General features: G+C 71.2%; 18 protein-coding genes and 1 pseudogene. 8 read left to right on the top strand and 11 right to left on the bottom strand.

Annotated elements, in window-relative coordinates; all coding sequences use genetic code 11:
• Positions 1 to 23 precede the first annotated feature (23 nt).
• Both ACYF6T_RS15880 and ACYF6T_RS15875 read right to left on the bottom strand, forming a co-directional pair.
• Positions 24 to 542 carry a GNAT family N-acetyltransferase gene (locus ACYF6T_RS15880; protein WP_461696871.1) on the bottom strand — a complete coding sequence of 173 codons (519 nt, stop codon included), beginning with the start codon at positions 540 to 542 and terminating at the stop codon, positions 24 to 26.
• A 65-nt stretch (positions 543 to 607) separates the two neighbouring features.
• Positions 608 to 1456 (bottom strand): D-alanyl-D-alanine carboxypeptidase family protein, encoded by an 849-nt coding sequence (locus tag ACYF6T_RS15875; RefSeq protein WP_461696870.1) that lies wholly within the window; start codon positions 1454 to 1456, stop codon positions 608 to 610.
• Positions 1457 to 1740: 284 nt separating this feature from the next.
• Here ACYF6T_RS15875 and ACYF6T_RS15870 point away from each other — a divergent pair, with 284 nt between their 5' ends.
• From ACYF6T_RS15870 to ACYF6T_RS15860, 3 genes are all read left to right on the top strand, one after another.
• A complete protein-coding gene (locus ACYF6T_RS15870; RefSeq protein WP_461696869.1) occupies positions 1741 to 2403 on the top strand; it encodes a GntR family transcriptional regulator in 663 nt (220 codons plus the stop codon).
• Positions 2400 to 3704 carry an MFS transporter gene (locus tag ACYF6T_RS15865; RefSeq protein ID WP_461696867.1) on the top strand — a complete coding sequence of 435 codons (1305 nt, stop codon included), beginning with the start codon at positions 2400 to 2402 and terminating at the stop codon, positions 3702 to 3704. Before ACYF6T_RS15870 ends, ACYF6T_RS15865 begins: the two co-directional genes overlap by 4 nt.
• A 206-nt stretch (positions 3705 to 3910) precedes the next feature.
• A complete protein-coding gene (locus tag ACYF6T_RS15860; RefSeq protein WP_461696865.1) occupies positions 3911 to 4687 on the top strand; it encodes a hypothetical protein in 777 nt (258 codons plus the stop codon).
• Positions 4688 to 4725: 38 nt separating this feature from the next.
• Here the strand turns inward: ACYF6T_RS15860 and ACYF6T_RS15855 are convergent, their stop codons facing one another.
• A complete protein-coding gene (locus tag ACYF6T_RS15855; protein WP_461696863.1) occupies positions 4726 to 5550 on the bottom strand; it encodes a maleylpyruvate isomerase family mycothiol-dependent enzyme in 825 nt (274 codons plus the stop codon).
• A gap of 182 nt (positions 5551 to 5732) precedes the next feature.
• On the opposite strand from ACYF6T_RS15855, the gene ACYF6T_RS15850 reads away from it, so the two are divergent.
• On the top strand, positions 5733 to 6506 hold the full coding sequence (locus ACYF6T_RS15850) for a carbon-nitrogen family hydrolase (RefSeq protein ID WP_461696861.1): 774 nt from the start codon (positions 5733 to 5735) through the stop codon (positions 6504 to 6506).
• Between the two features lie 37 nt (positions 6507 to 6543).
• Here the strand turns inward: ACYF6T_RS15850 and ACYF6T_RS15845 are convergent, their stop codons facing one another.
• On the bottom strand, positions 6544 to 7038 hold the full coding sequence (locus ACYF6T_RS15845) for an LURP-one-related/scramblase family protein (protein WP_461696859.1): 495 nt from the start codon (positions 7036 to 7038) through the stop codon (positions 6544 to 6546).
• Positions 7035 to 7516: pseudogene (locus ACYF6T_RS15840) on the bottom strand (helix-turn-helix domain-containing protein); the annotation flags it as partial. The gene ACYF6T_RS15845 and the pseudogene ACYF6T_RS15840, both read right to left, overlap by 4 nt.
• A gap of 98 nt (positions 7517 to 7614) precedes the next feature.
• Here ACYF6T_RS15840 and ACYF6T_RS15835 point away from each other — a divergent pair.
• A complete protein-coding gene (locus ACYF6T_RS15835) occupies positions 7615 to 9450 on the top strand; it encodes an NHL domain-containing thioredoxin family protein (protein ID WP_461696858.1) in 1836 nt (611 codons plus the stop codon).
• A gap of 4 nt (positions 9451 to 9454) precedes the next feature.
• Here ACYF6T_RS15835 and ACYF6T_RS15830 read toward each other — a convergent pair whose 3' ends face one another.
• The 5 genes from ACYF6T_RS15830 to ACYF6T_RS15810 form a co-directional block, all read right to left on the bottom strand.
• Positions 9455 to 9613 carry a hypothetical protein gene (locus tag ACYF6T_RS15830; RefSeq protein ID WP_461696856.1) on the bottom strand — a complete coding sequence of 53 codons (159 nt, stop codon included), beginning with the start codon at positions 9611 to 9613 and terminating at the stop codon, positions 9455 to 9457.
• Positions 9614 to 9682: 69 nt separating this feature from the next.
• Positions 9683 to 10816 (bottom strand): glycosyltransferase family 2 protein, encoded by a 1134-nt coding sequence (locus ACYF6T_RS15825; RefSeq protein ID WP_461696854.1) that lies wholly within the window; start codon positions 10814 to 10816, stop codon positions 9683 to 9685.
• A gap of 217 nt (positions 10817 to 11033) precedes the next feature.
• On the bottom strand, positions 11034 to 11288 hold the full coding sequence (locus tag ACYF6T_RS15820; RefSeq protein ID WP_461696853.1) for a DUF6458 family protein: 255 nt from the start codon (positions 11286 to 11288) through the stop codon (positions 11034 to 11036).
• A gap of 108 nt (positions 11289 to 11396) precedes the next feature.
• Complete coding sequence (locus ACYF6T_RS15815) at positions 11397 to 12716, bottom strand: M18 family aminopeptidase (RefSeq protein WP_461696852.1); 1320 nt, start codon at positions 12714 to 12716, stop codon at positions 11397 to 11399.
• Between the two features lie 91 nt (positions 12717 to 12807).
• Positions 12808 to 14634: an acyl-CoA dehydrogenase gene (locus tag ACYF6T_RS15810; RefSeq protein WP_461696851.1), complete on the bottom strand. Its 1827-nt coding sequence runs from the start codon at positions 14632 to 14634 to the stop codon at positions 12808 to 12810.
• 167 nt (positions 14635 to 14801) lie between these two features.
• On the opposite strand from ACYF6T_RS15810, the gene ACYF6T_RS15805 reads away from it, so the two are divergent.
• The 3 genes from ACYF6T_RS15805 to ACYF6T_RS15795 all read left to right on the top strand — a co-directional run bounded on the left by ACYF6T_RS15805 (position 14802) and on the right by ACYF6T_RS15795 (position 17563).
• Positions 14802 to 15278, top strand: coding sequence for an SseB family protein (locus ACYF6T_RS15805; protein ID WP_461696849.1), 477 nt, complete (start codon positions 14802 to 14804; stop codon positions 15276 to 15278).
• Positions 15279 to 15390: 112 nt separating this feature from the next.
• Positions 15391 to 16362, top strand: a complete 972-nt coding sequence (locus tag ACYF6T_RS15800; RefSeq protein ID WP_461696847.1) for a pirin family protein — start codon at positions 15391 to 15393, stop codon at positions 16360 to 16362.
• Between the two features lie 163 nt (positions 16363 to 16525).
• Complete coding sequence (locus ACYF6T_RS15795; protein WP_461696846.1) at positions 16526 to 17563, top strand: AI-2E family transporter; 1038 nt, start codon at positions 16526 to 16528, stop codon at positions 17561 to 17563.
• A gap of 31 nt (positions 17564 to 17594) precedes the next feature.
• Here the strand turns inward: ACYF6T_RS15795 and ACYF6T_RS15790 are convergent, their stop codons facing one another.
• Complete coding sequence (locus tag ACYF6T_RS15790) at positions 17595 to 19715, bottom strand: SpoIIE family protein phosphatase (protein WP_461696844.1); 2121 nt, start codon at positions 19713 to 19715, stop codon at positions 17595 to 17597.
• Positions 19716 to 19842: the final 127 nt, after the last annotated feature.

The following is a 19842-nucleotide window of genomic DNA, read 5'->3' as shown; positions in this document are numbered from 1 at the left end:
CGCCCCCTTCCGGCGCATGCACGCTACAGGCTCGGCGTCAGCCGCAGGCGTAGGTAGTCCACCCCGCCCGGGCCCGGCCTGGAACGGCCGTCCGGACGCCAGCCACGCCGGGCGTAGAAGGACCGGGCACGACTGTTGCCCTCCCACGCCTCCAGCACGCCCGTGTCGCGGGAGGTGTCGCGCAGGAACCGCACGAAGCTCGCGTGCAGCCGGCTGCCGATGCCCCGGCCCCAGCAGGACGGGCTGACGTGGATCTGGTGGAGCTGGCCGGTCGTCGCGGGGTTCAGGTCGGGGTCGTGGGGCGGTCCCATCGAGATCAGCCCCACCAACGCACGCGTCTCGACGGCACAGAGCACCGTCCGGTCCCCGGAGCGAAGCGCCCGCAGCCACGCCTCGCGCCGACTCGCGCGGGCCTCGGGGGAGGTGAGGTCCGGGGCCGTGTGGCCGCCTGCTCGGTAGTACGCGGTGCGGGCCCGGGTGTGGAGGTCGGTGAGGGCGTCCACGTCGTCGAGGGTCGCGGGACGCAGGGTCGTGGTTGTCATGACCTCATGGTGAAGGCCCGTCGCAGGCTGCGACGGGCCTTCGGGAGACGAATCGTGCGCGTGCGTCAGCTGATCTTGGCGTAGCCGTAGTTGATGAGCTTCTTCACGTCGGTCGTGCGGTCGGCCGCCGACGGAGCGGTCATCACCGCGCCCATCACCGACTCGCCGTCCTTCGTCGCGGCGAAGACGAGGCAGTACTTGGCGTCCGTACCCGACCCGGTCTTGATGCCGAGCGTGCCGTTCCAGCCGAGCAGCGTGTTCGTGTTCGTCCAGGCCGCCATGGTGCGGGTGGAGCCGGTCTTCGTGATCGTCTTCGCCGTGTACGACTTGGTCTTCACGACGGTCTTGAAGGTCGAGCTCTTCATCACGCTCCGGGCGACCTTCGTCAGGTCACGCGGCGTCGAGTAGTTCGAGCCATTGCTTATTCCGTCGAACGAGTCGAAGTGCGTGTTCGTCATGCCCAGGCTCTTGGCCATGGTGTTCATCTTGGAGATGAAGTTCTTGGTGCGGGCCGAGACCGTGGTGCCGGAGCCGTACTTGTCGGCCAGCGCCATCGCGGCGTCGCAGCCCGACGGCAGCATCATCCCGTACAGCAGCTGCCGCACGGTGACCTTGTCACCGACGATCAGGTGCGCCGACGAGGCGCCCTTGGAGACGATGTAGTCGCTGTACGCCTTCTTGATGGTGACCTTGGCGTCCAGGTTCAGGTTCGACTGCGAGAGCACGACCTTCGCGGTCATGATCTTGGTGGTGGAGGCCGTCAGCCGCTTGGTGTCGGCGGACTTGGTGTAGAGGGTCTTGCCGGTGGCGCTGTTCATCAGGAAGCCGCCCTTGGCGGTGATGCTGGGCGTCGTGACGGCCTGCGCCGGAACCGCGGTGAGGGCTCCGGTGGCGAGCACTGCGCCGGTCGTCATGGCGACGGCTGCGGCTCTGCGGAGGCGGATGCCCTTGATGCCGGTTTTCAACTGAGATACCCCGAATGAAGTCGAATGCCCCTGCTGTGCGGCCGAGTTGAGGGGAGAAGAAGGTGGGGCCGCACGTGTGTGACTCGTATCTAGCACGAAAGGTTGTGTGGCCGCTGGGGCAGGACTGGGTGTTGTGACGCGTTTGCTACACGCCCGGCCGCGCCGGGTCCACCGCACGTCCGCATCATGGACGGCCCGAACTCATGCGTACGTGTTGTATCTATGATGTGCCCATGTCCCCAGCGTCCCTCGCACCGCCGAAACAGCCCCCCGCCGCCGACCGCGTCTACACCCACGTCAAGCAGGGCGTCCTGGAGCGCCGCTACGAGGGCGGCACCCTGCTGACCGAGGGCGAGCTCGCCGAGGCCGTCGGGGTCTCCCGCACGCCGGTGCGCGAGGCGCTGCTGCGGCTGGAGGTGGAGGGGCTGATCAGGCTCTACCCCAAGAAGGGCGCGCTGGTGCTGCCGGTGTCCGCCCAGGAGATCGCGGACGTGGTGGAGACCCGGCTGCTGGTCGAGGAGCACGCGGCGAAGAAGGCTGTACCCGCCCCCGCCGGCCTCGTCGAGCGCCTGGAACACCTGCTGGCCAGGCAGAAGGAACAGGCCGCCGCCGGCGACCTGGCCGGGGCCGCCGTCACCGACCGCTGCTTCCACGCCGAGATCGTCCGCAGCGGCGGCAACGAGATCCTCTCCCGGCTCTACGACCAGCTCCGCGACCGCCAGCTGCGCATGGGCGTCGCCGTCATGCACTCCCACCCCGACCGCATCGCCAAGACCCTCGCCGAACACGAGGAGATCCTCCAGGCGCTGCGCTCCGGTGACGCGGCGGCGGCCGTCGCGGTCGTGCACCGGCACATCGGCTGGTTCTCGCACCTCGCCCGGGGTGAGGTCCGATGAGGCCCGCCTCCGCAACCACTCTTCCGGGTGACCCGCCGGGCGGCCGGCGCGCGATGTGGGTCTGGGGCATCGGCGTCGCGGTCTACTTCGTCGCCGTCATCTTCCGTACGTCCCTCGGCGTCGCCGGCCTCGACGCGGCCGACCGCTTCCACGTGGGCGCCTCCGCGCTGTCGACGTTCTCGATCCTGCAACTGCTCGTCTACGCCGGCATGCAGATACCCGTCGGCCTGCTGGTCGACCGGCTCGGCACCAAGAGGGTGCTGACCATCGGCGTCGTCCTGTTCACCGCCGGCCAGCTCGGCTTCGCGTTCTCGGCCTCCTACGGCACCGCCCTGGCCTCCCGCGCCCTGCTCGGCTGCGGTGACGCGATGACGTTCATCAGCGTGCTGCGGCTCGGCACCCGCTGGTTCCCGGCCCGGCGCGGCCCGCTGGTCGCGCAGCTCGCGGGACTCGTCGGCATGGCGGGCAACCTCGTCTCCACCCTGGTGCTGGCCAGGCTGCTGCACGGCATCGGCTGGACCCCCGCGTTCGCCGGCAGCGCGCTCGCCGGAGTCGTCGTCCTCGTCCTGCTGCTGGTCTTCCTCAAGGACCACCCCGAGGGACACGAGCCGGCACCCACGCCCCACCAGGGCGCCGCCTACGTGCGCCGCCAGATCACCGCGTCCTGGCGCGAGCCCGGCACCCGGCTCGGCCTGTGGGTGCACTTCACGACCCAGTTCCCGGCGATGGTGTTCCTGCTGCTGTGGGGGCTGCCGTTCCTGGTCCAGGCGCAGGGCCTCAGCCGCGCCACGGCCGGCGAACTCCTCACCCTGGTCGTGCTGTCGAACATGGTCGTCGGCCTGGTCTACGGCCAGATCGTCGCCCGGCACCACGCGGCGCGGCTGCCGCTGGCCCTGGGCACGGTCGGGGCGACGGCGGTGATGTGGGCGCTCACCCTGGCCTGGCCCGGCGCCCACGCGCCGATGGCGCTCCTGCTGGTGCTGTGCACGGTGCTCGGCGCCTGCGGCCCCGCCTCCATGATCGGCTTCGACTTCGCACGGCCGGCGAACCCGCCGGAGCGGCAGGGCACGGCCTCCGGCATCACGAACATGGGCGGCTTCGTCGCCTCCATGACGACCCTGTTCCTGATCGGCGTCCTGCTGGACGCGACCGGCGACGACTACACCATCGCCTTCTCCGCGGTCTTCGTGCTCCAGGCGCTCGGCGTCAGCCAGATCCTGCGGCTGCGGCGGCGGGCGGCGCGCCGGGAGCGGGAGCGGCTGGTCGCCAGCAGGGTGGAGACGGTGCACGTGCCGGCGTGACCCGGTGCACCTGGTGCACCGGGTCGGCCCGGACGACCCGGTTCACTCCAACGCGCCTTCACAGCGCAGGTGTTGCTCTGTCATGGCGGTGTGACAGGGGTGTCCTGAAGCGGGGACGGGCGTTACCAGGGAGGGCCCGGCGACCTCTTGGTCGTCGAACGCAGTCTCGCACCGAGGCTCACGACGCTCCCGAAGGGAACCTCCTGATGAACCGCCACCTGCGCAAGGCCACCCTCGTCACCGCCGCGATCACGGCCGGCCTGCTGATGACGGCGTGTCAGAACGGCTCCACGAACACGGGGACCTCCAGCTCGCACCACACGTCGACCACCAAGACCACCAGCCCGGCCAAGACGTCCGGCTCTTCGAAGACGGCTTCCAAGACGTCCAAGAGCTCGGGCCGGTCCACGTCCGCCGGCGCCTCCGCGCAGCACGCGGGCACGTCCGAGCAGGGGGTGAACGCGTCCGTCAGCGGCGGCACGGTCATCTACCTCGCCCCCGGCAAGTACATCGCCCATGTGCCCGGCAAGACCGACCAGGCCTTCTACGTCGCCGACGACACCGCCGTCTACGGCGCCGGCCGGATCTGCGGCAGCCCCCGCTCCGAGGCCCGCCCGCGCTGCACGCTGGACCAGCTGGAGACGGCCACAAAGAAGGCCGCCGTCACCGCCGACGTGACCATCAGGAACGGCGTGGCCACCGTCGTGCGCGAGCGCCATGACGCCGGCGCCACGTACGACGGCACCGTCTCCTACCTCGCCCCCGGCAAGTACACGGTCACCCCGAAGGGCGGCACCGCGCACGCCTTCTACGTCGCCGACGACACCGCCGTGCGGGGCGCGGGCACCATCTGCGGCAGCCCCATGTCCGAGTCGACGTACACCTGCACGCTCGACCAGTTGGAGGCCGCCGCCAAGAAGGGCGTGGCCGCCCAGGTCGTCGTGGTGAACGGCGTCGCCACGTCGGTCACGGAGGACCGCTGAGGCCCGCCGTCGCCTTGACTGCCCGGCCGCTTCGGCTGCTACGGCGTCACCGCGAAGTTCCGCAGGATCGCGCCCGTCAGCGCCGGCTCCCCCTCCGCCTTCACCCGGTCCGCCACCGCCTCCGGCGTCACCCGGCCGCAGGCCAGCCGGACATACGTCTCCCAGTCCAGGGTGAAGGTGGCGGCGGGGCCGAGCGCGGGCGCCGTCTCCAGGGTGCCGCGGCCCTGGATGTCGACCCTTATGGTGCGCAGGAACTCCACGGGCCCGTGCACGTCGAAGACGATCGCCGAACTGCGCGGCGCCTCCGCCTTGTTCGCCACGACCTCCGGCAGCGCAGCGAGCAGCACGTCCCGGGCGACGTGCGCGCCGGGGGAGTCGAGGTTGCCGGGCCGGCCGAGCGCGGCGCGCAGGTCCTGCTCGTGCACCCACACGTTGAACGCGTGGGAGCGCATGGCCTCTTCGAGCGTGAGCTCGGTGCCGAGCGGTCCGCGCACCTTGGTGCCGGGGTCCCGGGACTCGTTGCGCAGCTGGCGGTTGCGGCGGATGATCACGTACTCCAGCTCGGAGGTCATCTCCGGCGCCGTGTGGTGCCGGCGGACGTCGACCTGCATCTCCATGTAGCGCTGGTGGTCGTTGGTGACGTGGAAGAGGTCGCGCGGCAGGGTGTGGATGGGGCGCGGGTCGCCGAGCATCTCGCAGTCGAGGCCGATGACATGGGAGACGACGTCCCTGACCGACCATCCCGGGCACGGCGTACGCCGGTTCCACTCTCCCTCCACAAGCGGCCCCACCAGCTCGGATATCGCTTCGATGGAGTGGGTCCAGGCGTCGGCGTAGGGCTGGAGGGTGGGATGCAGACTCACGGAACGGGACCCCTCGGCGGTCGGTACACGGGCGGTTGGTGGCGGCGTTGCCAGCGGGAGGTGGCTGCACTCGGCGGGTGTCTTGAGACGCTAAGTTACGCTGCTGTGAGGCACCCCGGCAGTGCTTTCGTGTGACGATCGTAGGCCCGTGTGGACGGCTCGAATGCCAGGACGGTGGTAGTGTGCGCGCCTCTCTGCTCCAGATCGACGTGAACGAGGGCGAATCGGTCGAATCGCGTCGGCGGCGTGTGACGTCGCTGGTGCGGGAGCAGGCCGGCGCCGATCTGGTGGTGCTGCCGGAGCTGTGGACGACGGGGGCCTTCGCCTACGAGGAGTTCGCGGACGAGGCCGAGCCGCTGGAGGGGCCGACGTACGAGGCCATGGCGAAGGCGGCGAGCGACGCGGGCGTGTGGCTGCACGCGGGCTCGATTCCCGAGCGGGACCCTGACGGACCTCTCTACAACACCTCCCTCCTGTTCAGCCCGTCCGGTGACCTGGCCGCCGCCTACCGCAAGATCCACCGCTTCGGCTTCGACAAGGGCGAGGCCGTGCTGATGGGCGCGGGGCGGGACCTGGTGACGGTGCGGCTGCCCGAGACCGTCCTCGGTGTGGCGACCTGCTACGACCTCCGTTTCCCCGAACTCTTCCGCGGTCTCGTCGACGCCGGCGCCGAGAGCCTGGTCATCCCGGCGGGCTGGCCGGAGCGCCGCCGGGCGCACTGGACGCTGCTGGCTCAGGCGCGGGCGGTGGAGAACCAGGCGTTCGTGCTTGCCTGTGGAACGGCCGGGACGCATGCGGGAGTTCCGCAGGCGGGTCACTCGATCGTGGTGGATCCGTGGGGCGAGGTGCTGGCCGAGGCGGGCGCCGGCGAGCAGGTCCTCACCGTGGACTTCGACCCGGCCAGGGTGGCGACGACGCGCGAGCAGTTCCCGGCACTGAAGGACAGGGTCCTCTGAAGCACCCGTCCCCGCGCCCGGCCCTCCACCCCGCCCCTCAGTCCTCCTCCCGCTCCTTCTCCGCCAGGTGGATCACGCACACCGCCACCGCGATCAGCAGGGCCGGGTCCGCGTCCTCGCGGACGACGTCGACGCCGTACGTCTCGCGCACGTGCAGCCAGCGCCGCGAGACGACGGCGAGCAGCTCACCGTCGTACTCGATGGCGAACTCCCGGTCGAGGATCTTGCCGCTGACGTCGAGTTCGGTGCCGTCGACCAGGGTGACCCGGTAGTGGTTGCGCAGCAGGGACAGCCGTTTGCGCCGGATGGTCGCCAGCGCGTCGCCCTCCCGCTCGATCACCATGGTGTCGCGCAGCGCGAACATCTTCTGGTGGATGTCGATCAGGACGCGCCCGTGCGTGTCCTTGATCTCGAAGGTGTCCCGCAGACGCATCGCCTTGCCGTCGACGAGGAACACCTTTTCGCCGTGCTCGTCCTCGATCCAGTAGTCGTCACCGATGCCGAGGAGCCGGTCGCGTACGAGGAATCTCATACCGTCACCGCTTCCCCGGCGGCCGGTCCGAAACGCCGCCGGTAGGCCGACGGGCTGAGCCCGGTCTCACGCCGCACGCGCGCGCGGAGGTTGGTGGCCGTCCCGAGGCCGCAGCGCGCCGCCACCACGTCCAGCCGCTCCTCCCCCGCTCGATCAGCCGGCAGGCCAGCGCCACCCTCCCCCACTGCCTTGAAGGCGTGGGGGACCCCACCCCCGTCAGCCACGCCAGCGGCGTCGTGCCCAGCTGTGTCCTGAACCGCCGGTGCAGCGTGGCGGGGGAGACGGCCGCGCGGGCCGCCAGGTCGGCCACCGTCAGCGGCTCCCCCAGCCGCTCCTGCGCCCACGCCAGCAGGGGCCCCGGCGACTCGTCCGGCACCTCGGGCACCGGCCGCTCCACGAACTGCCGCTGCCCGCCGTCCCGGTGCGAGGCGAACACCACCCTCCGGGAGACGGCGTTGGCGAGCTCCGCCCCGTGGTCGCACACCCGGCATCCGGCATCGGGCCGTACCAGACCTCGACGCCCGGCTCGTCTGACGGCCCGCGGCGGCTGTCAGTGGCGGATGGCACCCTTGGGGCATGAGCGATTCCTCCCCGGCGCCGACCACCCGACGCGTCCGCGTCCGCGCCCCCGAGCTGACCGGCAGGGCCGGCTGGCTGAACACGGGCGGCCGGCAGTACACCCTCGCCGACCTGCGGGGGCGCATCGTCGTGCTGGACTTCTGGACGTTCTGCTGCATCAACTGCCTGCACGTCCTGGACGAGCTGCGGGAGCTGGAGGAGAAGCACGCGGACACGGTCGTGGTGATCGGCGTGCACTCGCCGAAGTTCGTGCACGAGGCGGAGCACGCGGCGGTGGTGGACGCCGTCGAGCGGTACGGGGTGGAGCACCCGGTGCTGGACGACCCGGAGCTCGCCACCTGGAAGCAGTACGCGGTGCGCGCGTGGCCGACGCTCGTGGTGATCGACCCGGAGGGGTACGTCGTCGCCCAGCACGCCGGTGAGGGGCACGTGCACGCCATCGAGCGGCTGGTGACGGAGCTGGAGGCCGAGCACGAGGCCAAGGGCACCCTGCGCCGCGGCGACGGGCCGTACGTGGCGCCGGAGCCGGAGCCGACCACCCTGCGCTTCCCGGGCAAGGCCCTCCTCCTGCCGGGTGGGAACCTGCTGGTCAGCGACACCACCCGGCATCAGCTGGTGGAGCTGGAGGCCGACGGCGAGAGCGTGGTGCGGCGGATCGGCTCCGGGGCGCGCGGGTTCGCGGACGGCACGGCGCGTACGGCGGCCTTCAACGAGCCGCAGGGGCTCGCCCTCCTCGACGAGGGCTCCGTCGTCGTCGCCGACACCGTCAACCACGCCCTGCGCCGCCTCGACCTCACCACCGGCGAGGTCACGACCCTGGCCGGCACGGGCCGGCAGTGGTGGCAGGGCTCCGCGACCTCGGGACCGGCCCGCGAGACCGACCTGTCCTCCCCGTGGGACGTCGCCCTCTTCGCCGGCCGGGTCTGGATCGCCATGGCCGGCGTCCACCAGCTGTGGGCGTACGACCCGGCGGACGACACCGTCGCCGTCACGGCCGGCACGACGAACGAGGGGCTCGTCGACGGCCCCGGCCCCGAGGCGTGGTTCGCCCAGCCGTCCGGCCTCGCCGCCACCGCCGACCGCCTCTGGCTCGCCGACTCCGAGACCTCCGCCCTGCGCTGGGTGGACCCCGACGGGACCGTCCACACCGCCGTCGGCACCGGCCTGTTCGACTTCGGCCACCGCGACGGACCGGCCGGCCAGGCCCTGCTCCAGCACCCGCTGGGCGTCACGGCCCTGCCCGACGGCTCGGTCGCCGTCAGCGACACCTACAACCACGCCCTGCGCCGCTACGACCCCGCGACCGGCGAGGTCACCACCCTCGCCACCGACCTGCGCGAACCGAGCGACGCGGTGCTCGTCGGCGAGGACATCGTGGTCGTGGAGTCGGCCCGCCACCGCCTGACCCGCCTGCGCCTGCCGGAGGAGGCGGTCCGGGTCCCCGCCGTCGCCCACCGCACGCGGCGCGCGGCCACCGAGGTAGCCCCCGGCAGGCTCCGGCTGGACGTCGTCTTCGAGGCCCCGTCAGGCCAGAAGCTCGACACGCGCTACGGCCCGTCGACCCGCCTGCTCGTGTCGTCGACCCCGCCCGGGCTGCTCCTGGCGGGAGAGGGCGCGGACACCGACCTCTCCCGCGAGCTGGAGCTCAACCCGGCCGTCACGGAGGGGGTTCTGCACATCTCGGCGATGGCCGCGTCCTGCGACGACGACCCCGCCAACGAGTACCCGGCCTGCCATGTCCACCAGCAGGACTGGGGCGTGCCGGTCCGCCTCACGGACCAGGGAGCGGACCGGCTCCCCCTGATCCTCGCCGGCATGGACCAACACCCCTAGGGGCCTACCGGCGGCGCGGAGCCAGCTTGTACAGGGCCGCTCCCGCCGCCACCAGCGTCGTGGCGGCCACCACCATCGCCATGCTGTTGACCCACAGTCCGGTCGCGGCCAGCGTCGCGCCTCCGGCCCCGGTGGTCCCGGCGCCGATCACTCTTCCGTACATCGTGCTTCTCCTGAAGGGGTTCTCTGAGGGGTTCTCTGAGGGGTTTACAAGGGTTTGTCGCCAAGTGGCCTAGGTGGCCACCCACTTCTCCTCGCTGCGGCGCAACAGCCCCCACAGCGAGGTGAAGTAGACGGCGTGCTGGAAAAGGTCGTAGAGCATCTCGGGGACCATCAGCGCGGCGACCAGCACCGCTCCCGGCCCCGCCCGCCGCACCGAGACGGTCTTCTCCACCAAGAAGATCAGCCCGATCGCGGTCCAGAACGGCGACAGACCGGGCCAGCCGTACAGCGACGTGTACGTGATCATGAAGGTGAGGTAGACGAGGAAGGACAGCGCGCCGAAGCCCATCAGGAGCTGCTGCGCGAAGTACCGCGCGGTGACCCGGGTCCAGCCGTAGTCGCGCAGGTTCTCCAGCGCCCCGCGCTGCCAGCGCAGCCGCTGGTGCCAGAGCTTGCCCAGGGTCGGCATGACCTCGGTGGTGACCGCGCAGCCGGCCGGTGACATGGCCCGGTAGCCGAGGGTCTTGACCGCCTTGGTCATCTCGTCGTCCTCGGTGAGCGAGGCGAGGCTGTAGTAGCCGCTGCCGCCGCCGATGACCCCGGCGCGGCGGGCGGCCCGGACCTCGCGCAGCACCCGCGCGCGGAACATCGTGCCGGTGCCGGTGAGGACCTGGGCCTTGCCGCCGGTGCGCTCCAGTTCCCAGGCGTAGCGGTGGAACTCCATGCGCTGGAGCAGGCCGAGCAGTCCGCCGCCCTCCTCGCCGTAGAAGACACCGCCGACCGCGCCCACCCTGCGGTTGAACGTGGACATCGCGGTCTCGCTGAACCACGGGTTGAGCACGGTGTCGGCGTCCTGCACGAGCAGCAGGTCGCGGTCCTCCAGGTGCGGCAGCACCCAGGCGATGGCCTGGTTGAGGGCGCCGGCCTTCTTGTGCGTGTTGCCCTGGGTGTGGAAGACCTGCGCGCCGTGCGCGGCGGCGATCTCGGCGGTCGCGTCGGTGCAGTTGTCGGCGACGACGACGATGAGGTCGGGGCGCCGGGTCTGCGCCCACAGGCCCTCGATGGCGTTGGAGATACGTTCCTGCTCGTTGTGAGCGGGGATCAGCACCACCAGGCGCGGTGGCAGGTCGAAGTCGTCGGGCGCGGCATGGGCGCGACGCGCGGCGTGCCGGCGCGGGTGCCGTGGCCTCGGATCGGGTGCCACGGCGGTCGTTGCCGCCGAGTGGAGCACGGGAGCCCCCGGTTGTGCTGGTGGACCACGCCCGGCACGTGCATCCCCCCGGGCTCTCAAGGCTCCCGAGTCTTCACGGTATTCACACAACCGCACAAGGCGACTCCGGTCACGGAATGCTCACGGTTGTCTGTGCTCGCCCTGTGCGCCGGAATTACTCGCCTTGCTCGCCTTACTGGGCTTACTCGCCTTACACGCCGTATCCGTCGCTGTAGCCGTCTCGCCGGGTGTGCGTGCGGGTCTCCTCGTCGATGACCGGCGTCGTGGGCGGGACCACGACCCGCCGGCGACGGGCGATGCTGCTGAAGGTGCTGACGCCGATGAGGCCGACGATCATCAGGATGATGCCGACCAGGTCGAGGTTGACTCCCTTCATGTGCCAGTCGGTCGCGAAGGTGAGTATGGCTCCCGCGGCGATGAGGATGATGCATCCGCCGAGGCCCATGAGTGTCCCTCTCTGTCCGGTCCATCCGGTTCCCTGGTGGAATCCGTGTACCCGGCCGGAGAAGGCCCATGCGCGGCGCCAGTTGACTCCCCCTCGGCTCCCCGGCCGCTAGCCCGCCAGGAACGCCGCCAGGGCGCTGGCCAGCAGGTGCGGGTCGTCCACGCCGCACAACTCCCGTGCGCTGTGCATGGAGAGGATCGCCACGCCGATGTCGACGGTCCTGATGCCGTGCCGGGCCGCGGTGATGGGGCCGATCGTGGTGCCGCAGGGCATGGAGTTGTTGGAGACGAAGGACTGGAAGGGCACCCCGGCCTTCTCGCAGGCGGCGGCGAACACCGCGCGCCCCGAACCGTCCGTCGCGTACCGGTTGTTGACGTTGACCTTGAGGATCGGCCCGCCGTTGGCCCGCGGATGGTGCGTGGGGTCGTGCCGCTCGGCGTAGTTGGGGTGGACCGCGTGCCCGGTGTCGGAGGACAGGCACACCGTCCCGGCGAAGGCCCGCGCCCGGTCCTCGTAGGACCCCCCGCGCGCGAACACCGAGCGCTCCAGCACGCTGCCGAGCAGCGGCCCGTCCGCACCGGTGTCGGACTGCGAGCCGTTCTCCTCGTGGTCGAACGCGGCCAGTACGGGGATGTAGGGCAGGTCGGCGCCGGAGGAGACCGCCGCCAGCGCGGCGACGCCCGCGTGCACCGACAGCAGGTTGTCCATGCGCGGCCCGGCCAGCAGCTCCCGGTCGCGGCCCAGGTAGGCCGGCGGCTCCACGGAGTGCACCATCAGGTCCCAGCCGGTGACCTCGCCCGCCGGGAGCCCGGCCGTCTCCTCCAGGAAGGCGATCAGGTCGCCGTCGCGCACGTCGTCGCCCAGGCCCCACACCGGCTGGAGATGACGCTGCTTGTCGAGCTTGAGCCCCTCCGCCGTCACCGAGCGGTCCAGGTGGACGGCGAGCTGCGGAACGCGCAGCAGCGGCCGGTCGACGTTCACCAGGCGCGTCGAGCCGTCCCGCAGGGTCAGCCGGCCCGCCAGCCCCAGGTCGCGGTCGAGCCAGGAGTTGAGCAGCGGTCCGCCGTAGATCTCCACCGCCACCTGGCGCCAGCCGTGCGCGCCGCTGTCGGGCAGCGGCTTGACCCGCAGGTTGGGGGAGTCGGTGTGGGCGCCGACGATCCGGAAGGGCGTGTGGGGGGCGGCGCCCTCGGGGACGTACCAGGCCATGATCGCCCCGCCGCGCAGCACGTACTTGCCGCCGCTGCCCGCGGCGGAACCCGCTGATGTCTCCGCGTCCCAGGCGTCCGTCTCGGCGACCTGTCTGAAGCCGGCCTTCTCCAGCCGCTCGGCGGCGGTCGCCACCGCGTGGTACGGGGACGGGCTCGCGGTCAGGAAGGACATGAGATCGTCGGTGTGGCCGCGGTCGAAGCGGTGGGGTGCGCTCATGGGTTCACCTTAACGACGTACGAGGGGCCCGTTCCCGGGAAGAGAACGGGCCCCTCGTGAAGAAACTGCGCCTACGCGGACGCCGGGGACGTCAGAACGCCGCCTCGTCCAGCTCCATCAGGTCCAGCTCGACGCCCTGCGCGAGCTTGCGCGCGCCGGTGACGCCCGGCAGGACGTTGGCCGCGAAGAACTTCGCCGCCGCGATCTTGCCCGTGTAGAACGCCTTGTCCTTGGCGGAGGCGGTCTGGAGCTTCTCGGCGGCCACGGCGGCGCCCTTGAGCAGCAGGTAGCCGACGACCACGTCACCGGAGGCCATCAGCAGGCGGGTGGTGTTCAGGCCCACCTTGTAGATGTTCTTGACGTCCTGCTCGGTGGCCGCCAGGTCGGTCAGCATCAGGCCGACGATGGCCTCCAGCTCGACGGCCGCCTTCGCCAGGTGCTCGCGGGCGCCGGCCAGCTCCTCGCCGCCCGTGCCCAGCGCCAGGAACTTCTTGATGTCCTCGGCGAGGGAGTTCAGGGCCGCGCCCTGGTTGCGGACGATCTTGCGGAAGAAGAAGTCCTGGCCCTGGATCGCGGTCGTGCCCTCGTACAGGGTGTCGATCTTGGCGTCGCGGATGTACTGCTCGATCGGGTACTCCTGCAGGAAGCCGGAGCCGCCGAACGTCTGCAGCGACTGCGCGAGCTGCTCGTAGCCCTTCTCGGAGCCGTAGCCCTTGACGATCGGCAGGAGCAGGTCGTTGAGCGCGTGCTCGGCCTTGGCGTCCTCGCCCGCGGCCTCCTTGACGGCGATCGCGTCCTGGATGGAGGCGGTGTAGAGGACCAGGGCGCGCATGCCCTCGGCGTACGCCTTCTGCGTCATCAGCGAGCGGCGCACGTCGGGGTGGTGGGTGATGGTGACCTTGGGCGCGGTCTTGTCCATGAAGTTCGCCAGGTCGGGGCCCTGGACGCGCTCCTTGGCGTACTCCAGCGCGTTCAGGTAGCCCGTCGACAGCGTGGAGATCGCCTTCGTGCCGACCATCATGCGGGCGAACTCGATGATGCGGAACATCTGGCGGATGCCGTCGTGCTTGTCGCCGATCAGCCAGCCCTTGGCGGGGTGCTTGTCGCCGAAGGTCATCTCGCAGGTGTTGGAGACCTTCAGGCCCATCTTGTGCTCGACGTTCGTGGCGTACACGCCGTTGCGCTCGCCCAGCTCGCCGGTCTCGAAGTCGAAGAGGTACTTCGGGACCAGGAAGAGCGACAGGCCCTTGGTGCCGGGGCCGGCACCCTCGGGGCGGGCCAGCACGTAGTGGAGGATGTTCTCCGCCATGTCGTGCTCACCGGAGGTGATGAAGCGCTTGACGCCCTCGATGTGCCAGGAGCCGTCCTCCTGCTGGACCGCCTTGGTGCGCCCGGCGCCCACGTCCGAACCGGCGTCCGGCTCGGTGAGCACCATCGTCGAACCCCACTGCTTCTCGACGGCGATCTTCGCTATGTGCTTCTGGACGTCGTTGCCCTCGTCGTGGAGGATCCCGGCGAAGGCCGGGCCGGAGGAGTACATCCACACGGCCGGGTTGGCGCCCAGGATCAGCTCCGCGTACGACCAGATCAGCGACGGGGGAGCGGTCGTGCCGCCGATGGCCTCGGGCAGGCCGAGACGCCAGTACTCGGAGTCCATGAAGGCCTGGTAGCTCTTCTTGAAGGACGCCGGGACCGGGGCGGTGTTCGTCTCGGGGTCGAAGACCGGCGGGTTGCGGTCGGCGTCCGCGAAGGATTCGGCCAGCTCGTTCTCCGCGAGCCGGGTCAGCTCCTCCAGGATGCTCTTCGCGGTCTCCGTGTCCATCTCCTCGAAGGGGCCGGTGCCGTACAGCTTGTCCCGCCCGAGTACTTCGAAGAGGTTGAACTCGATGTCGCGGAGATTCGACTTGTAGTGCCCCATGGCGACGGCTCCGTTAGAGAGATCGGCGAGGCACTCGGTGTGGATCCTCGCGCTAGTTCACGTACCAACAAGTAGCTACGATGATGCTACCCGTCGGTAATAACAAGCAACCCCGATCCGGCCATCTGTGACCGAACCCTCGCGCCCGGGTCAGTACGCTGTGGGGCATGTACGGATACGGCCAGCCCATGGATGGCGGCGCCGCCCAGCAGCAGTACGGCGTTCCGCCGCAGCAGCAGATGCCCGGCGGGTACGGCCAGCAGCCGCCGCTGTACCCCGAGCCGTCGCCGCCGTCGCTCGCGGACGCGGTGCGCGCCTTCACCACCGGCCAGCTGTCGGCCGAGGACTTCCAGCAGGTTTTCGCCACGTCCAAGGTGTACTGCCCGCGCGGTGACAACCCCGGTTTCCTCGCCCTGCACAACACCCAGCAGCCGGTGATCCCGATGTTCACCTCGCTCAAGGAGCTGCGCCGGTACGCGGGCAAGGAGTCCAAGTACTTCGTGATCACGGGTGCCGAGGTGATCGACCTGCTGCCCACCGGCTACGGCTTCGTCCTCGACATGGAGGGCGAGCACCGGATGGTCTTCGACGCGAAGGCCGTCGAGCAGATGGTCGACTTCGCGATGCGTCGCATGTACGGCTGAGGCGCGCGGTCCCTGGAACAGGCCCGGAGGGAATGCCCTCCGGGTCTTCTGCGTTCTGGGGTGGCAGAAAGTTCAACGCTCAACTAAACTGGCCGCACAAGGAGGTACCGACATGCCCGCTGTGACCGTCGAGAACCCGCTGACGCTGCCCCGCGTGGCCGCTCCGGCCGACGCCGTGGCACGACCCGTACTCGCCGTCACGACCGCGCCGAGCGGTTTCGAGGGTGAGGGCTTCCCGGTGCGCAGGGCGTTCGCCGGGATCAACTACCGCCATCTCGACCCGTTCATCATGATGGACCAGATGGGCGAGGTGGAGTACGCCCCGGGCGAGCCCAAGGGCACCCCCTGGCACCCGCACCGCGGCTTCGAGACCGTCACCTACATCATCGACGGCATCTTCGACCACCAGGACTCGCAGGGCGGTGGCGGCACCATCACCAACGGCGACACGCAGTGGATGACCGCCGGTTCCGGGCTCCTGCACATCGAGGCCCCGCCGGAGTCCCTGGTCATGTCCGGCGGTCTCTTCCACGGGCTCCAGCTGTGGGTGAACCTCCCGGCCAAGGACAAGATGATGGCGCCGCGCTACCAGGACATCCGCGGCGGCAACGTCCAGCTGCTGACCTCCCCCGACGGCGGCGCGCTCCTGCGGGTCATCGCCGGCGAACTGGACGGCCACGCGGGCCCCGGCATCACGCACACCCCGATCACGATGATCCACGCGACGCTGGCGCCGGGCGCGGAGATCACGCTGCCGTGGCGGGAGGACTTCAACGGACTGGCGTACGTGCTGGCCGGCCGGGGCTCGGTTGGTGCCGAGCGGCGTCCGGTCCACCTGGGCCAGACGGCGGTCTTCGGCTCCGGCGGCTCCCTGACGGTCCGCGCGGACGAGAAGCAGGACAGCCACACGCCGGACCTGGAGGTCGTCCTGCTGGGCGGACAGCCGATCCGGGAGCCGATGGCCCACTACGGCCCGTTCGTCATGAACACCCGCGAGGAGCTGCAGCAGGCGTTCGAGGACTTCCAGAAGGGCCGGCTCGGGACGATCCCGGCCGTGCACGGCATGACCGAGGGCGGGCTGTAACTCCGTTCGGCACCGCCGTTCGGCGCGACACGGGCCCGGAGCCGCACCTTTCGTCGTGCGGCTCCGGGCCCGTGTCCCGTCATGGCCCGTTCGGCCCACGGGGGGGCACGGATTCCGCCCGGGCCGGCAGGCCGCCGCGGCCCGGCCGTGATGCGCTGGGACCATGCAGCTCCTGCCCGAGTCCGTACGGCGGCTGGCGGCCTGGTGCGTGGTCGTCCTGCTGGTCGCCGGGGTGGGCTGTGTCGGGGTGCGGCTGTGCGCGGAGCTGCGGACCGCCGTCGTGCCCGTGCTGCTCGCGCTGCTCGGGACCGCCCTGCTCGGTCCGCTGCACCGGCGGCTCGTCGCGGTCGGCGTCCACCGCTCCGTCGCCGCCGCGCTCACCTGCGTCGCCGTCGTGGCCGTCGTCGGCGGGGCCGTGTACATCGTCGTCGCCGCGCTCATCGACACCGGCGACCAGATCGTCGCCTCGCTCAAGGACGCGGCCCAAGGGGTCGCCGACCACTTCGGAGCGGCCGGGACCTCGCTCGACGACCTCGCCGCCAACGCCAGGGAACTCCTCGCGAAGTTCGGCGGAACCGCCGCCTCCAACGTCATCAGCGGCGTCAGCGTCGTCGGCGAGGCCATCGCCATGGCCGTACTCGCGCTGCTCCTCGTCTTCTTCTTCCTGCGGGACTCCCACAAGGCCGCCGACCTGCTGCACACCCTCGCCCCGCGCGGCAGCGGCGACATCGTGGAGGCCATGGCCCGACGGGCATACGAGGCCGTCGAGGGCTTCATGCGCGGGACCACCCTCATCGCCCTCATCGACGCCGTGTGCATCACCGTCGGCCTGCTCGTGCTCGACGTCCCCGGAGCCGTCGGGCTCGGCGCGCTCGTGTTCGTCGGGGCCTACCTCCCCTACCTCGGCGCCTTCGTCTCCGGCGCGGTCGCCGTGCTGGTTGCGCTCGCCGACCGGGGCTTCGTGATCGCCCTGTGGGCCCTGGGGGTCGTGCTCGCCGTGCAGGTGCTGGAGGGGCATGTGCTCCAGCCCGCGATCCAGAGCCGGACCGTGCAGATGCATCCGGCGGTGGTGATGGTGACCATCACGGCGGGCGGGTCCGTCGCCGGCGTCCTGGGCATGCTGCTCGCGGTCCCGCTCACCGCCGCCGCCTTCGGCGTCGTCCACGAACTGCGCGCCCGCCACGCGCCGCGGCGGCCGTAGCCCCTCCCGCGGGCGTTCCCACCCCGAGGCGTCACTCGCCGGTCCCTTCCCGCAGCTCGAACCAGATGCTCTTGCCCTCCCCGCGCGGATCCACCCCCCACGCGTCCGCCAGCAGCTCGATGAGCATCAGACCGCGGCCCGAGGAGGCCAGTTCGCCGGGGCGGCGCTTGTGGGGGAGGTCGTCGCTGGTGTCCGTGACCTCCACGCGCATGCGGCGGTCACCCGTCTCGCCGCGCACCTCCGCGAGCAGGACCGCGTCGGCGTCGGTGTGGACGAGGACGTTGGTGAGCATCTCGGACAGCAGCAGGACCGCCGAGTCGATCTGGTCCTGGGAGGGCCAGTCGTGCAGGAGCTCGCGCAGCTGCTGGCGGGCCGCGGCGACGCGTTCCGGTTCGGCCTGGGCGATGGTGAGCATGGTGCGCCGGACCGTCAGCCCGGCGGCGGCCGTGTCGTCCTTGCCGGTCCGGGACAGCAGCAGGACCGCTATGTCGTCCTCGCGCCGGTCGGCGAGCGGGCCGGTGGTGTGGTGGGAGAAGGGCCCGTGCACGCCCCGCACCAGCGCGTCGGCGAGCTCCTCCAGGTCGTCGCCCGGGTGGTCCTCCAGGATCTGGCGGATGCGCCGCCAGCCGGTCTCCATGTCGTGGCCGCCGGTCTCGATCAGACCGTCGGTGCAGATCAGGAGGGTCTCGCCGGGTTCGAGGATGATCCGCGTGGTGGGGTAGTCGGCGTCCGGGTCGATGCCCAGCGGCAGCCCGCCCGCCGTCGGCCGCATCAGCACCGTGCCGTCCGCCATCCGGATCGCCGGGTCCGGGTGGCCGGCGCGGGCGATGTCGAGGGTGCCGGTGGCGGGGTCGGCCTCGACGTACAGGCAGGTCGCGAAGCGCAGGTCGGAGGGGTCCTCGTCGGCCATGCCGTGCAGGAAACGGGAGGCGCGGGAGAGGACCGCGTCGGGGCGGTGGCCCTCGGAGGCGTAGGCGCGCAGGGCGATGCGGAGCTGGCCCATCAGACCGGCCGCGCGGACGTCGTGGCCCTGGACGTCGCCGATGACCAGCGCGGTACGGCCGCCTCCGGAGGCGGGAGCGCCGGGCAGCGGGATCACGTCGTACCAGTCGCCGCCGACCTGGAGGCCGCCGCCGGTCGGGACGTAGCGGGCGGCGACGCTCATGCCGGGTATGCGCGGGCCCAGGTTGGGCAGCATGGAGCGCTGGAGGCCGTCGGTCAGGGCGCGCTCGGTCTCCTCGGCGCCGGCCCGGGAGAGGGCCTGCGCGAGCATCCGGGCGACGGTGGTGAGCACCGAGCGCTCGTCCGGGGTGAAGGCGACCGGGTAGGCGAAGGACGCCATCCAGGCACCCATCGTGCGTCCGGCGACGGTCAGCGGCAGGAACGCCCAGGACTCGCGGCCGAAGCTCTCGACCAGCTGCCACATCGCCGGGTAGCGCGCCTTGTAGGCGGCGGGGGAGGAGAGATAGACGGCACGGCCGGTCCGTATGACCTCGGCCGCCGGATAGTCCGTGTCCAGCGGCATCGGCGAGAACGGCTCCCCGTCGTCGGGGTGGTAGCCGTGCAGGCCGACGATGGTCAGCCGGTCGCCCTCCGCGCCGAACACCGCGAGCCCGTCCGGGGTGAAGCCGGGCATCGACAGGCCCGCCGCGACCCGCAGCACCTCCTCCGTGGACCGCGCCTCGGCCAGCGCCCGGCCCGCGTCCAGCAGGAACGCCTCCCGCGAGCGCCGCCAGTCGCCGGTGACCGCGCTGCGGCCGGCCGGTGTGCCGGGGGTGGGCTCGGTGACCTCCTGCAGGGTGCCGATCAGCCGGAAGGACTGCTTCTGCTTGTCGTAGGACGGCTTGGAGCGGGAGCGGACGACGCGGATCACCCGGCCCTGCTCGTCCATGACCCGGATCCGCACCTCGGCGAGCGTGCGCTCGGCGACGGCGAGGCCGACCACGCTGATGATCTCGTTCCAGTCGACCGGGTGCAGCCGGGACCGTGCCTGGGCCTCCGTGAGGGTGGTCTGCCGGGCGGGCAGCCCGAGCAACCGTGCCGCCTCGGCGTCGACCGTGACCAGCTCGGTGGCGGTGTCCCAGTGCCACAGGCCGGTCGCGAGGGCGGCGAGGACCTCCCCCACGGCGGGCAGGGGCTCGCCAGTGCGCATTGCCCCACTTTATGAACAGGTGATCGGTGCGTGCCACTGAACAGCCGAAGAGTGCCGCCCGTCACTCCGCGCTCGGGGCCGGGGAGAGCTCAATGGTGGAGAGGCGATCTCGGGCCGGCCGGTACCC

The organism is Streptomyces sp. 7R007 (assembly GCF_054850255.1).
This window is presented reverse-complemented; position numbering and strand designations above follow the sequence as displayed.